The following is a 13,858-nucleotide window of genomic DNA, read 5'->3' as shown; positions in this document are numbered from 1 at the left end:
GATCATGAAGTTAGCGGCGTTCGGCGTCCGATTTGTCGCCGCCAACTTCATGATCGACGGAGCTGTCCAGGGCGGGCTGACGCGGGGCGCGCTCGGCGCGCCCAGCCGGCGGGGGTGGGGGCCGCTGAGCCTGGGCGATCATGAAGTTGGCGGTGTTTGGTGTCCGGTTTGTCGCCGCTAACCTCATGATCGACGAGGCCGGGCCGGGCTGGGCTGGGGTGGGTGCGTCCGTCGCGCGAGGGCTGGGGAGATCTTGGTACGGGGTGGCCCCTCTGGGGGCGCGATTCTTCCAAGATCTCTTCCGCGGGGCGGCTCGGAGCCGCTTGGGGCGTGGGAATTGCGAGGGCTGATGCCTTCTGCAAGATCGCGGTCTGTGTCATTCTCCCTACGGCGAGCCACGGGGCGGGCCGCTCGCCGCCGGTGGCCGAGGGAGGGTCGGTGGCTGAGGACGACGTCGCACGGAGCGGGATCCGAGTCGGGGGCTGGCTGCCCACGCCGGACGAACCGGCCGACGCCCCGGAGCGGCCCGCAGGTCCACGTCGCCTGCCCGGTGACACCGATCCCACCGTGCCCCGCACGGTGACCCGCCGGAACGCGGACCGTCAACCGGCCGATCTGGACGATCTGGTGCCTGCGGGGAACCTGGAACCGCCCGGTACCGCTGTCTGGCCGCCTCCGCGCAATTCCGGCCCGGCGAACCACGATCTCCCCGCCGCAGGCGCACTCGCGGCTGGTCCCGTAGCGCACGACCCCCTGGGGGCGGCTACCGTCGCACCCGATCCCCTCGGGCCCGGCGCATTCCCGGCTGATCCCGTCGCACCCGGCTCGCTCGCGCCGGCGCCGCCCGCCCCGGGCTCGCTCGCGCCGGGGGCGCTCGACCCAGGCCCGCTCGCCTCCGGGACGTCCGCGCCGGTGCCCGAGCCGCGTCCGAGTCTGCCCGACGGCCGGGTTCCGCTGGTCGGGCCGGCCCCGATCGGCCTGCACCTGTCCGGTCCGTCGCCGGCCCGGCCGGTCACCGCCCACAAGCCGGGCGATCCGGTCGACCTCGGGCCGCTGCAAGAGACGGGTGCGGAGGCGAGACCGGGTCGTCACTCCGCCCGGGAGAGTCTCCGGGCACGTCTGACCGGCCTGACCGGCCTGACCGGTGGGCTCGGCGTCCGGCTGCGCTCCGCAACCCGGGCGGCGAAGACCCGGCTGAGCCGGATCCTCGCCCCGATCGCCGGCCCGCTGCGACCCCCGCCCGATGCCCCGGCCACCCGGGTCGCCACCGCACGGGCCCGCCGTCGGCGCCGGCGCGCCGTGCTGACGGCAATCACGCTGACCGGGCTGGTGGCGGCGCTGGCATACGCGGTCCGGTCACCCACGCAACCCCCGCTGACCGGGGGAACCGCGCCGGTGGCAGCACCAAGCGAACAGGCACCCGGCGGGCAAGCCCCAAACAACCAAGCCCCGAACGAGCAATCGCCAAACAACCAAGCCCCGAACAACCAAGGCCCGAACGAGCAAGCCCCGAGCGGGCAGCCATCGAGCGACCAAGCACCGAGCGATCAGTCGCCGGCCACCGGCGACCCGGTCGCACCCGGCGTACCGCTGCTCGACGTGGACCTGGCACCGTTGCCGGGGGCGCTGTCGCTCACCGCGCTCGGTACGCGGGACTGGCGGCACTGGGGCGGCGCCGGCGCGGACAGCTTCCACCGCAAGGCGAGCGGTACCGGCGAGATCCAGGACCCGGGCGGCGAGCGGCTGGAGCACAACGCGGGCGCCTGTGATCTCCGGTGGACCGACGGCACACCGACGGCGCGTCAGGACGGCACCCGGGCGGGTGTCTTCCAGCGCGGCGCCGGGAAGAGCTTCACGCTCGGGGTTGCCGGGAGCGGGGATCTGCGGACGGTCCGGTTGTTCGTCGGCACGTTCTCGGCCGGTGCGCGGCTCGACCTGTCGCTGTCAAGCGGTGGCGATCCCGCCGTCCGCGAGGTCGCCCTCGCCGCGGGCGACCGCTTCTACCAGTACGTCATCCGCTTCCGGGCGGCCCCGGGGGAGCGGTTGCTGATCAGGTGGCACGCCCTGACGGTGACCGGCGGGCAGAACGACGGGGTGGCGTTGCAGGCGATCACGGTAAGCTGAGCGACCGGTCCGGCGAGCGGTCGTCAGGTAACGAACTGGAAACGCCCGTCACTCGACATATGGCGCAAAGGGCCGTGCGGTGACACCGTGAAGCCCGTCGCACACCTGTCGTATCCAGCGGTGTCGTGACCGAAGTGGAGGGTGTGGTGGGCCAGGAGGACCGTCCGCGTACCGGCCCCGGCTCGCACCGGCACGGCCTTCCGCGTACCCGGTCCGCGTTGCGCCGACTGCGCCGCCGGCGGCGGCTGGTGCTGGAAGGGCTGGCCGCGTTCCTCTGCCTGGCGATGCTGGCGGTCTACCTCGGCGTCGAACGGCACGACACGCCTGGCGAGGAGCACGCCGGAGTGCCGGTGGCGCCGCCCGGCCGGGTCGGGCTGCCGAACGAGGCCGACGACACAGTGGTCAATCCGGGGCTGCGTCCCCGGCAGAGGCCACCGTCGCCGAGTCCGACGCCGTCCACGCCGTCGCCGTCACCGACGCCCGCGCCGCCGCCGACCGTCGCCGTGACCCGCGCCGAGGTGCCCGCCACCGTGGACCTCACCGCCGCCGGCCCCACCGACTGGGTCCACTGGGGCCTGACCGGCGCGGACCGGACGGTCCGCAAGCGGGGTGGCTCCGGCGAGATCCGCGACGAGGGCGGCCGGGGGCGGCGGGAGAGCTTCAAGAACAACCCCGAGGCGTACGCCTGGCGTGACGGCAACCCGGTCGCGTCGGCGAGCGGAACCATGACCGGCGTCTACACCTGTCACCGGGGCAGCGGGTTCAACCTGTCGGTGGCCGCCGACGGGCAGCAGCGCACGGTGCGTCTGTACGCCGGGCTCTGGATGGCCCGTGGCCGCCTCGACGTGCGTGTCTCCGGCGGCGGCCCGGTGACCACGCTCCGGATGGAGGACCCGCACACCGCGCTCACCACCGAGTTCACGGTCAGGTTCCGCGCCCCGCGCGGCGCGAAGCTGCTGCTGAACTGGACGGTGGAGGAGTCGCTGGGCGACTGCGGCAACGTGAGCCTCCAGGCGGTGGCGTTGCGCTGAGCGGGGACAGTTTGTCCGTCGCGTGCCGGGCGGGGCGTCGTACGTTTCGGATGTCCCGTCCGACCATCCTCTGTGGAGGCCCGACCGATGACCGGCCCTGCCCCCGTCGCCCCCGCCCGTCCGCGCACCGACTGTGACGTGCTGCGCGAGATCCCGATGCCGCCGTACGTCACGGTCGAGGACGTCCAGTTCGCGGTGCGGGCGGTGGTGGTGCACGCGCCGCGGGCCTGGTCGGGCGGGACGATCTGCCGCAACGACGCCAGCCCGCACCCGTGCCGGCTGCACGTGTGGGGCCGCCGGGTGCTCACGCTGCGCGGACTGCCGTCGGCCGAGATCGACGCGCTGGTCGAGCGCGGTGACCCCGCGGCCGACCCGCGTCCGTACCGCCCCGGCGCCTGAGCACCGGGGCGGCCGGGCCGGTCAGCAGAGCGCGGGCTTCACCCAGGAGCACTCCCGCCCCTCCGGTACGCGCGGCGACTCGGGCGCGGCGGGCACGGTCCGCCGGGCGGTCGCCGTCTCCTTCTCGGTGTACGAGGCGAGCGCGATCGCGATCTGGTCCTCCAGCCCCTTCACCGACGAGGTGAGGTAGTTGTTCAGCACGATCGAGAAGGCGAGCAGCCGCCCGTTGGCGTCGGTGACGTAGCCGGAGAGCGCCGACGCGCCGGTCAGGCTGCCGGTCTTGGCGTGCACGTTGTTCGCGGCGGCGGTGCCGCCCATCCGGCTGCGCAGCGTCCCGCCCACGAACCGGTCCGGGTTGCCGGCCACCGGCAGCGCGGCGTACCAGGTGTCGAACCACGGTTCGGCGCGGACCGCCGAGAGCAGCGTGACGAACTGGGCCGGCGGGACGAGGTTGCGCCGGGACAGCCCGGACCCGTCGCGCTGGCGCAGCGTGCCGGTGTCCACGCCGGCGTCGCCCACGTACCCGCTGATCGCGGACAGCCCGGCGGCCCAGGTGCCGGATCCGGAGAGCTGCCGGCCCAGTTCCTTGGTGAGCACCTCGGCGTGCCCGTTGTTGGAGAGCTTGAGGAACGGCACCATCAGGTCGGCCAGCGGCATCGAGTCGTGCCGGGCGAGCGGCTTGGCGGTATCAGGGGTGGCGGTGCCGAGCACGGTCCGGCCGAGCACCCGTACGCCGTGGCGGCGCAGCGCGGAGCGGAACACGTCGGCGGCGTACCCGGTCGGCTCCCACACGGTCACCCAGTCGCTCTCGGCGGCCTGGCCGACCGCGATCTGGCCGGTGACGACCACCGTGTTGCCGCCGTGCTCACGTTCGAAGGAGATGGTGGTCTCGCCGTCGGCGACCGTCTCGGCCCGGTTGTCGATCCGCAGCCAACCGTTGTCCGGGGTCATGGTGATCTTCGGCCGGGTGCCGGCCCGGGTGCCCGGGGCGGCGTGCACGATCACGGTGCCGGCGTCGTAGTCGGTGTCCGGGGCGACCGTCAGCGCCGACACCTGGGCGGCGTAGTAGTAGGGCTCGTCGTCCCAGGTCCAGTCCGGACCGAGCCGGCCCTTGTCGTACCGGGTGTCGTCGGCGACCAGGTCGCCCGCGACCACGCGTACGCCCGCCGCGGCGACCTGCTCGGCGAGCCGGTCGTAGTCGGCGGCGAGGATGGTGGGGTCGCCGCCGCCGCGCAGGTAGAGGTCGCTGGAGAGGATCCCGGCGCGGCGCGGCCCGTCGGCGCTCACCTCGGTGGTGAAGCGGTGACCCGGTCCGAGCAGTTCCATCGCCGCCGCCGAGGTGAACAGCTTGGTGTTGGAGGCGGGGATGAGCCGCCGGGTGCCGTTGCGGTCGTAGAGCGTGCGGCCGGTGGCGGTGTCGACGACGACCACGCCCGCCTGCGCCCCGTCGAGACGGCTGTCGGCGAGGACCGCGTCGATTGTGGCGTTCAGCCGGGTCTGCGCCGGGGTGGGCGCTTCGGCCGTGGCGGTGGTGGTGCCGGCGGCGGCCGCGGTGGCGACCAGCGCCAGCACCGCGAGTGCCCGGGGAAATAGGCGACGATGCATGGGAAGATGCTGCCACGGAGATTTCCTGCGGAAAAGACTCCGGAGTGAAAGGTTATTTGCGGCCACCGGCGGGGGTGCCGCAAACCCGCGGTGTTCCCGCTTCGGGCCGGGGAAAACTCCTGCTCACCGAGGAGCGGCCGATCATCGGGTTCCGTTTGACGGATGACCGGGCAGCGGGCACGGTGGGGGTGAGGGCCGTGCAACAGCCCTGCTTCCAGTGCGGCGAGATGGTGTCTCGCCCGCTTCCGGGTCGCGAGCCGACCGCGTGGGCCGTGTCGCCCGCGAAACCCGACACCCAGCCATGAGGAGTTCAGCCATGCTGACCATGACCGACAACGCCGTCCTGGTGATCCGTGACCTCGCCGCCCAGCAGGACGTCGCCGACGCGGGTGGGCTGCGCATCGCCGCCGACACCGACGCCGGTTCGCTCTCGATCGAGCTGGTGCCGCAGCCGGTGCAGGGCGACCAGGTGGTGGACACCGAGGGTGCGCGCATCTTCCTCGACTCGGACGCGGCCGAGCTGCTCAACGACACGTCGGTGGACGCGATGGTCGACGAGGAGGGCGTGGTCCAGTTCGGCTTCACCGAGAAGGAGTGAGTTCAGCCGGCGCGCTGGTCCGGTTCCGGCCGGACCAGCGCGGCCAGCACGTGCGCCAGGTGGTGCGACGTGCTCCACGCGATCCAGTTGGCCGGTGAGCCCGCGCCGGCGCCCCGCCGGGCCCGCCGGACGATCTCGTGGTCGCCCCAGGAGAAGCCGGCCCCGGCCGGCGACCAGTGCGGCGCGGCGGTGAGCGTGCGGCACAGGTCGGCGAACCGCTCGTCGCCCCGCCCGCCCCGCCGCGACCAGCGGTAGACCCACCACGCGTCGTCGGCGGCCCAGCGCAGCGTCGGTGTCCGGTCGCCGGGCTCGTCCGCGTCCCGCACCGCGCAGCCCACGCCGTAGTCGCCGTACCCGAGGCGCAGGTCGGCCAGACGCCGCCAGAGCGACCAGTCGTAGCGGTCCACGCGGACCGGTTCGTCCACCGGCAGCCGGGACAGGGCCGGCGGCATCCCACCGGCCGCCGTCGTCACCGATCGCCAGGCGTGCCGCCGGGCCCACTGCGCCGCACGCCGGATCCGTGGCTCGGCCAGCCGGACGTCGGCCCGGCAGCACACGTCCCCGGCATCGAGCAGCAGGTCGCACTGCTCGGGCAGCAGACCCGTCACCCGCCACACCCGTTCCGCCGCCGCCGTGGCGGCGTCCGGCCCGGCCCGGTCCGGGCCGAGGCGCAGCCGGACGACCGCGTGGTGCGCCCAGGCCCGGGCCGCCGCGCCGTGCGCGGCCAGCCGCCGGTCGCTGTCCGCGAGACCGATCACCGGCACCAGCGGTACGCCCCAGCGGACCGGGTCGTGTTCGGTGGCGTCCGGCAGGGCCGACACGTCGACGGCGGGCAGCAGCCCGGCCGGAAGGCGTCTCAGGGCGTCCACGATGGACGGTGTGTCGGCCGGGACGTCGAGGACCGGTGCGAGCAGCGCGGTCGAGGTGTCGTCGAGCCGGGTCAGCGCCTCCAGCTCTCCGCGCCGTGCGGCCAGCACCGGGCGGTAGACCGGCGGTCGACCTCGGAGCGGCTGCACCATACTTCAATGTAGCCAGATGATTGCGCTGCGTCATGACTTCCGGGCGGCTCCGGTGTGACGAGCGGCCGCCCCAACCCGCGGTCAATCGATGATCAGGTAGACGTTTCCGCAGCTCAGAGCCGTCCAATGTCCTTGATCGGACAGTTCTTCGGGTGGTTGCCGGGCGGTGCGCCGACATAGCGTCGGAATCATCGAGGGTGATCGCCGACGATCGCCCGGAAGCGTACGAACGCCTCCGGCCGGCGTAACCGGCGGGAGAGAGGATCACCATGCCCAGCCGTAGAGCAAGGAGGGAAACCACCGGCCAGCCGATCCCGAGCATGCGGGAGGCCGCGCGCGCCGACACCGAGATCAACTCGTGTTCGCCGGTCGGGCTGCCGGCCACCGCGCGCATGCTGTTCGCCGTGGTCGACGCCAACGGAAGGCTCGTCCGCGGCCTCGGCGCCACCTCGGCCACCCGGCTCGCCGTCGGGATGTACCAGGTCGCGTTCGACCAGGACGTGGCCGGAGCGGCGTACGTCGGGACGGTCGGCCCCGCGACGGCCAACGGGCTGGTCCCGCAGGGTGTCATCACGGTGGCGCCGCGCTCGGGCATCGCCAACGCGGTGTTCGTCGAGACGCACGGCACGAGCGGGCACGCGGACCGCCCGTTCCACCTGGCCGTGCTGGCCTGACCGGACCCGCAGACGAGCGCACGGCGCCGCACGACCTCCGGTCGTAACGTCGCCGCGCTCCGGCCGTCTCCCACCACCGCAGCCGTACGGCGGTACGCCGGCGGGGACCTGGCTCGACCGGCCCAGCAGTGCGCCGGTCTTGTCGGCAGCACATGCCCCTTCCGAGGGCATCCAAACCGGATCGGCGTGGGGAATTCCACCATCTGCGACTCCCGGCGTGGCGGGCGCGTGATCGGGGTATGAGCGGGCCATGGAGCATTTCACGATCGCGACAGTCGCCGAGAAGAGTCCCGACTTCCGCCGCGTGCTCTGGACCGGGGAGCACACCCAGCTGGTCATCATGACCATTCCGCCGGGCGGCGAGATCGGCGAGGAGGTCCACGAGGGCATCGACCAGATCCTCACGTTCGTCAGCGGCACCGGCGAGGCGCGGGTGGCCGGGGAGAAGAAGGAGGTCGTCTCCGGCGACCTGGTGGTCGTGCCGGCCGGCACGAAGCACAACTTCGTCAACACCGGGCCGAACCCGCTGGTGCTCTACACGGTCTACGGCCCGCCCGAGCACGCCGACGGCGCGGTGCACAAGACGAAGGAGGAGGCGGACGCCGCCGAGGAGGCGGGCGAGGACGAGCCGCCCACCTCCTGACCTCCGGTCGAGCGGGGCGCCACGACCTCGCCTGTCACACGGGCGCCCCGCTGTGCACCAGGCCCGGATACTTGACGCCGGCTCCGGTGTTGAGCACCACCACGCGCTCACCCGGCCGGATCCACCCGCCCGCGCGCAGGTGCCGGGCCGCGGTCAGGCAGGCCGCGCCCTCCGGGCAGAGCAACAGCCCCTCCCGGGCGGCGAAGTCGCGCAGGTCGGTGAGGATCTCCGCGTCGTCCACAGCGATCGCGGTGCCGGCGCTGTCCCGCAGCGCCGACAGGATCAGCTCGTCGCCGAGCGGGGCGGGCACCGTGATGCCGAACGCGACGGTGCGCGCGTCCTCCCACGGGGTGGCGCGGTCCTCGCCGGCCGCGAACGCCCGCACGATCGGCGCGCACCCGGTGGACTGCACCGCGACCAGCCGGGGCAGCCGGTCCTCCACCCAGCCCAGCTCGCGCAGCTCGTGCAGCGCCTTGTGGATGCCGATCAGCCCGACGCCCCCGCCGGTGGGATAGACGATCACGTCGGGCACCTGCCAGCCGAGCTGCTCGACGATCTCGTACCCCATGGTCTTCTTGCCCTCCAGGCGGTACGGCTCGCGCAGCGTGCCGGCGTCGAAGATCCCGCCGTCCGACCCGGCGATCAGCTCGGCGATCTCCCGGCCCGCGTCGTTGATCAGGCCGTCGATCAGCCGCAGGTCGGCGCCGGCGGCCAGGCACTCCTCGCGACAGATGGTCGGCGCGGCCAGCGGCATGGCGATGGTCGCGCCCATCCCGGCCCGCGCCGCGTACGTGGCCCAGGCCGCGCCGGCGTTGCCGTTCGTGGGCATGGCGATCCGCCGCACGCCCAGCTCCCGGGCCCGGCTCACGCCCACCGACGCGCCGCGCGCCTTGAACGACCCGGTCGGGGTCAGCCCCTCGTCCTTGACGATCAGGTCCGCGATGCCGATCTCGTGCCCGTACGCGGGCGCGCGCCACATCGGCGTCCAGCCCTCGCCCAGCGTGGTGACGAACCGGGGGTCGGCCACCGGCAGCAGCTCCCGGTAGCGCCACAGGTCGGCCGGGCGCAGCCCGAACTGCTCCGGGGCGACCGTGGCGGCCACTGCGGCGAGGTCGTAGCGGGCCAGCAGCGGCGAGCCGCAGCCGCACAGGTTCTGCAACACGTCGGCCGGGTGTTCACGGCCGCAGCGCGGGCACTCCAGGTGCGTCAGGTGCACGGTGGTCCTCAGCTCGCGTCGATGCTCAGCCAGTGCCGGCTGCGCCGGCCCGGCTCGTACGGGGAGTCGAGGCGTTTCGCCACCACTCCCGGGAGCCCCTGCTCACGGGCGGCCCGCAGGGCGTCCGCACCGACTCCCGGGAACCACGGCGGAGTCTGCCAGTGCGGACCGGCGAGCGCCAGACCGTCGAGCAGGTCACGGCGTTGCGCGTACGGCACGTCGAGGCTGGACACGCCCTCCAGCCAGAGCAGGTCGACGGCGAGGAACTGCCCGTCGCGCCGGGTCGGCGGACGGACCCGCCCGGCCGGGTCGATCCGCACCAGCACGCCGTCGAGCACCGCCTCGGCCGGGGCCAGCGCCTCGGCCATCGCCCGCGCCCACGGATACTCCCCGGTGATCTCCGTGTCGTCGCCGTCGAGCAGCCGCAGCCGGCCGCCCGAGACGTACGCCATCGCGCGCACGCCCGCCCAGCGCAGCTCGTACCCCCAGGCGGCGGCGTCGCGCGGCAGCCGCCCGCCGTCGGCGGGCCGCATCGGGCGGACCAGCTCGGGCATCGGCGTCCAGCCCTCCGGCGCCGGGTCGGTGCGCCTGATCATCCAGTCCCGGCCCCGGCCGCCGGTGGCGAACAGCACGTACCGGCCCTTCGTGCGCTCGCCGTCGAGCACCACGATCACCTCGTCGTCGCGCCACTTCTCCGCGCGGTAGGTGCCGGTGTCGTGCACGGTCATCCGCCCGCCGCCGTACTCCCCGGCGGGGATCTCCCCGTGGAACGTCAGGTACTCCATCGGGTGGTCCTCGGTGTGCACGGCCAGGTGGTTGCGGCCCGGGTCGCGGGGCAGGCCGCGCGGCACCGCCCAGGAGGCCAGCACGCCGTCGTGCTCCAGCCGCAGGTCCCAGTGCAGGCTGCGGGCGTGGTGCTGCTGGATGACGAAGCGGGGCGCGCGCCGCGCGGACCGCTTCCGCCCGGCAGCCCGCTCGGGCACCGGTTCCGGCGTACGCGCGGCGTCCCGTTTCCGCCGGTACTCCTCCAGCCGGTCCGCCATCCCCGCATCCTCCCCCAGACCCGCCGTGCGCGCCGGGATGCCGGTGTGTGTGCGGCGAACCGGGGTAGAACGGGGGACATGGACAGCGACCAGCCCACCCTCCCGCTCACCGGCGACGTCCGGATCCCGCTGCTCGGCTTCGGCACGTGGCAGGCCACCGGCGAGGCCGGGTTCCAGGCGGTGCTCGCCGCGCTGGACGCCGGCTACCGGCACATCGACACGGCCACCATGTACGGCAACGAGAAGGAGGTCGGGCGGGCGGTCAGGGAGAGCGGGCTGCGCCGCGAGGACGTCTTCATCACCACCAAGCTGCCGCCGGACCGGGTGGGCCGGGAGCGGGAGACCATCGAGGCCAGCCTGGCCGCCCTGGACACCGACTACGTCGACCTGTGGCTGGTGCACTGGCCGCCGTCCGCGCCGGGCGACAGCATCCCGGTGTGGCGGGAGATGCTCGCCGCGCGGGACGAGAACATGGCGCGCACGGTCGGCGTGAGCAACTACTCGATCGGGCAGATCGACGAGCTGATCCAGGCCACCGAGGAGACGCCGGCGGTCAACCAGATCCGGTGGAGCCCGTCGCTGTACGACAGGCAGACGTACGCCGCGCACCGGGACCGGGGCGTGGCGCTGGAGGGGTACAGCCCGTTCAAGACCAGCGACCTGTCCGACCCGGTGCTGGTCCGGATCGCCCAGGCGCACGACGTGTCGCCGGCCCAGGTGGTGCTGCGCTGGCACATCGACCACGAGATCATCGTCATCCCGAAGTCGGTCACGCCGGAGCGGATCCGGGCCAACGTCGACGTGTTCGGGTTCTCGCTCACCGCCGAGGAGATGCGCGACATCGACGCCCTCGCCGTGTGCGGTGGTCAGCCCCGGGCGCAGGTGGAGCCGTTGAGCGTGAAGCTGCTCGGCGCGGAGTAGCTGCCGTTCAGCGTCGCCTGGTAGCCGAAGCTGGTCGACGCCCCGGGCGCCAGCGTGCCGTTGTAGCTGGCGTTGCGGGCGGTCACCGCCGAGCCGCTCTGGCTGACAGTGGCGTTCCACGCGTTGGTGACGGTCTGCCCGGAGGGCAGGTTGTAGTTCAGCGTCCAGCCGTTGATCGTGCCGGAGCCGGTGTTCTTGACCGTCACGTCGGCGGTGAAGCCGTTGTTCCACACGTTCGCCGCCTTGTAGGTGACGGTGCAGGACGCGCCGCCCGACGGCGGGGGCGTGGTCGGGGCCGACGTGGTCGGCGGTGCCGACGTGGGCGGCGGGTTCGAGCCGGTGTTGACGCTCTGCGAGAACGAGTTCACCGCCAGCCCGACGCCGCCCTGCCACGGCTCGAAACCGGCCTGGATGCTGGTCAGATACCAGTCGTTGGTGATCGCACCCCGGTTACGGGTGTCGTTGATGAACGCCAGCGCGTCGAAGCTGAGGCTGGGGATGGCCGACGGCGACAGGTACGAGATGACGTTGTTGGAGCCGTTGCTGCCGCGCCAGACCTCCCAGGTGCGGCCCGCGATGCTGGCGGTGCCGACCGGCGAGCCGATGGGCTGGATCGAGCCCTGCCGGTTGAGCCAGATCATGATCTCCATCTGGTTCACGCCGTCGCGCTTGGGCGACGGGTCGAGCCAGATGTCGTACGACGCGTTGAAGATCGCGCCGCTGACGTAGTTGTAGCTGATGCTGGACGGCGCGCTGCTGATGTTCTTCACCTGCACCGGCAGGTTCGTGCCGGGTGAGCAGTTGGTGTAGTGGCAGCCCACGAAGATCGACGGGTACGCGACCGGCGCCCCGTTGGTCGGCGCGGAGCCGTCCGCCCGGGTGATGGAGAAGCCGGTCGAGGTGACGTTGATGCACTGCTGGGCGGTGGTGCCCCAGCGGTTGTTCTGCACCACGTACTTGCCGCCGATGGTGGTCGAGCCGTACTGCTCGCAGATCTGGGTGTCGGCGGAGGCGGTGCCGCCGAGCGCGACGGCGACGAGGGTGCCGGCGGCGAGCAGTCCGGCCGCCGCGAGGGCCCTGAGTGGACGCTTCATGATGCTCCTTGGCTCGGCGCGGGGACGGCGCCGGTTCGGTCGGTGGTACGGGCGGGAGCGCTCCCACGATGCAAGGAATACATTTACATGCCTCGAATCATTGCGCAAATGCGCCGGGCTCGTTAACGCTCCGCGTCCGGCCGGTGGCGCCAGGGGTCGCCGCGAGCGTCCCCTTCCCCCAGATGGAGGCGGGATTCCTGCCGGTGGGACGGGGTGCGCCGCCGACCGGCGTCCCGCGCCGGGGCGCACGGGCACTTCCGCCACCTGGTTGCGGCGAGTAATGTCTTGCCTCCAACGCGTTCCGATCCCCCTCCGGAGGCGTACCCCGTGATGGGTGGTTCCCCCCTGCGCATCCTCGTCGTCGGCGCGGGCATCGCCGGCCTCGCCGTGGCCCGGGCGCTGCGCCTGGCGGGGTTCCGGCCCGACGTCACCGAGCGGCTGCCACCCACCGAGTCGATCGACTCCGGCCTCTACCTGCCGGGCAACGCCGCCCGCGCGATGCGCCGGCTCGACCTGGACGGGCCGCTGCGCCCGCTCGGCCAGGTGATCCGCCGCCAGCGCTTCCTCGACGCCGCCGGAGCGCCGCTGTGCGAGGTCGACCTCGACGCGCTCTGGGCCGGTGTGGGGGAGTGCCGGGCGCTGCCCCGGGCCGAACTGCACCGGGTGCTGCTCACCGGCGCCGGCGGCGCGGTGCGCCACGGCGCCGAGGTGAGCACAGTCGACCCGCTGCCCGGCCGGGTCGCCGTCGGCTTCACCGACGGCACCAGCAGCGAGTACGACCTGGTCGTCGGCGCCGACGGGCCCCGCTCGGCGGTACGGACGCTCGCCGCGCTCGGCGGACCGCCACGCCCCGCCGGGCAGGTGGTCTACCGCGCCCTGGTGCGCGGCGGCCCCCGCATCGCGGACTGGACCGCCCTGCTCGGCCAGCGGGCCGGGTTCCTGGTGGTGCCGCTCGGCGCCGGGAGGCTCTACTGCTACGCCGACGAGGCCGGCACCGACCTGCCCGCCGACCCGCTCGCCCGCCTGCACGAACTGTTCGGCTCCTACGGCGGGCCGGTGCCCGAGGTGCTGGCCGCGCTGGAGACCGTGTCCGTCGAGCGCACCGAGGAGGTCGAGCTGGGACGCTGGTTCCACGGCCGGGTGCTGCTCGTCGGTGATGCCGCTCACGCCACCGCGCCGACCCTGTCCCAGGGCGCGGCCATGGCGCTGGAGGACGCCGTCGTGCTCGCCGAGTCGCTGCGGGCCGCCGGCAGCGTCGACGCCGCGCTGATCGCGTACGAGAGCCGTCGCCGCCCGCGTACCCGCTGGGTGCGGGACCGGACCCGGGACCGCAACCGCACCCGCGACGTCCCGCCGGCGCTGCGCGACCCGTTGCTGCGCGGACGCGGCGGGCGGATCTTCCGGGAGCACTACCGGCTCCTGACCGGCCCCCTCTGAAGGGCGGGAGATCGTAGCCGCCCACCCCACGCGGCGGGGCCACCTACCGGGGAC

General features: G+C 73.5%; 13 protein-coding genes. 8 read left to right on the top strand and 5 right to left on the bottom strand.

Annotated elements, in window-relative coordinates; all coding sequences use genetic code 11:
- The first annotated feature begins 1,599 nt into the window (after positions 1-1,599).
- From M8C11_RS27050 to M8C11_RS27040, 3 genes are all read left to right on the top strand, one after another.
- The gene (locus tag M8C11_RS27050) at positions 1,600-2,124 is read left to right on the top strand and encodes a hypothetical protein (RefSeq protein ID WP_252454165.1); all 525 of its coding nucleotides are present in this window, start codon (positions 1,600-1,602) and stop codon (positions 2,122-2,124) included.
- A 125-nt stretch (positions 2,125-2,249) separates the two neighbouring features.
- Complete coding sequence (locus M8C11_RS27045; RefSeq protein ID WP_252454163.1) at positions 2,250-3,155, top strand: hypothetical protein; 906 nt, start codon at positions 2,250-2,252, stop codon at positions 3,153-3,155.
- 87 nt (positions 3,156-3,242) lie between these two features.
- On the top strand, positions 3,243-3,554 hold the full coding sequence (locus tag M8C11_RS27040) for a hypothetical protein (RefSeq protein WP_013284338.1): 312 nt from the start codon (positions 3,243-3,245) through the stop codon (positions 3,552-3,554).
- A 21-nt stretch (positions 3,555-3,575) separates the two neighbouring features.
- Here the strand turns inward: M8C11_RS27040 and dacB are convergent, their stop codons facing one another.
- Complete coding sequence (dacB, locus tag M8C11_RS27035) at positions 3,576-5,159, bottom strand: D-alanyl-D-alanine carboxypeptidase/D-alanyl-D-alanine-endopeptidase (RefSeq protein WP_252454161.1); 1,584 nt, start codon at positions 5,157-5,159, stop codon at positions 3,576-3,578.
- 316 nt (positions 5,160-5,475) lie between these two features.
- Between dacB and M8C11_RS27030 the strand changes: the two genes are divergently transcribed.
- On the top strand, positions 5,476-5,757 hold the full coding sequence (locus M8C11_RS27030) for an iron-sulfur cluster biosynthesis family protein (RefSeq protein WP_013284340.1): 282 nt from the start codon (positions 5,476-5,478) through the stop codon (positions 5,755-5,757).
- A 2-nt stretch (positions 5,758-5,759) separates the two neighbouring features.
- On the opposite strand, the gene M8C11_RS27025 is transcribed toward M8C11_RS27030, so the two are convergent.
- On the bottom strand, positions 5,760-6,776 hold the full coding sequence (locus M8C11_RS27025) for a beta family protein (protein ID WP_252454160.1): 1,017 nt from the start codon (positions 6,774-6,776) through the stop codon (positions 5,760-5,762).
- A gap of 269 nt (positions 6,777-7,045) precedes the next feature.
- On the opposite strand from M8C11_RS27025, the gene M8C11_RS27020 reads away from it, so the two are divergent.
- Both M8C11_RS27020 and M8C11_RS27015 read left to right on the top strand, forming a co-directional pair.
- Entirely contained in the window at positions 7,046-7,450 is a 405-nt protein-coding gene (locus M8C11_RS27020; RefSeq protein ID WP_252454158.1) for a hypothetical protein, read from the top strand.
- A gap of 250 nt (positions 7,451-7,700) precedes the next feature.
- Positions 7,701-8,093 (top strand): cupin domain-containing protein, encoded by a 393-nt coding sequence (locus tag M8C11_RS27015; RefSeq protein ID WP_013284343.1) that lies wholly within the window; start codon positions 7,701-7,703, stop codon positions 8,091-8,093.
- 34 nt (positions 8,094-8,127) lie between these two features.
- On the opposite strand, the gene M8C11_RS27010 is transcribed toward M8C11_RS27015, so the two are convergent.
- Both M8C11_RS27010 and M8C11_RS27005 read right to left on the bottom strand, forming a co-directional pair.
- A complete protein-coding gene (locus M8C11_RS27010) occupies positions 8,128-9,309 on the bottom strand; it encodes a threonine synthase (protein WP_252454156.1) in 1,182 nt (393 codons plus the stop codon).
- 8 nt (positions 9,310-9,317) lie between these two features.
- Positions 9,318-10,352 (bottom strand): DNA polymerase ligase N-terminal domain-containing protein, encoded by a 1,035-nt coding sequence (locus tag M8C11_RS27005; protein WP_252454154.1) that lies wholly within the window; start codon positions 10,350-10,352, stop codon positions 9,318-9,320.
- Positions 10,353-10,430: 78 nt separating this feature from the next.
- On the opposite strand from M8C11_RS27005, the gene M8C11_RS27000 reads away from it, so the two are divergent.
- Positions 10,431-11,273, top strand: a complete 843-nt coding sequence (locus M8C11_RS27000) for an aldo/keto reductase (RefSeq protein WP_252454152.1) — start codon at positions 10,431-10,433, stop codon at positions 11,271-11,273.
- Here the strand turns inward: M8C11_RS27000 and M8C11_RS26995 are convergent.
- Positions 11,219-12,367: a cellulose binding domain-containing protein gene (locus M8C11_RS26995; protein WP_252454150.1), complete on the bottom strand. Its 1,149-nt coding sequence runs from the start codon at positions 12,365-12,367 to the stop codon at positions 11,219-11,221. The genes M8C11_RS27000 and M8C11_RS26995 overlap by 55 nt on opposite strands.
- A gap of 330 nt (positions 12,368-12,697) precedes the next feature.
- On the opposite strand from M8C11_RS26995, the gene M8C11_RS26990 reads away from it, so the two are divergent.
- Entirely contained in the window at positions 12,698-13,804 is a 1,107-nt protein-coding gene (locus M8C11_RS26990) for an FAD-dependent monooxygenase (RefSeq protein ID WP_252454148.1), read from the top strand.
- Positions 13,805-13,858 lie beyond the last annotated feature (54 nt).

It is taken from the genome of Micromonospora sp. CPM1 (genome assembly GCF_023896895.1).
GTDB classification, from domain to species: domain Bacteria; phylum Actinomycetota; class Actinomycetes; order Mycobacteriales; family Micromonosporaceae; genus Micromonospora; species Micromonospora tulbaghiae.
Note: the sequence above shows the minus strand (reverse complement) of the source record. Positions and strands in the feature narration are given on the sequence as shown.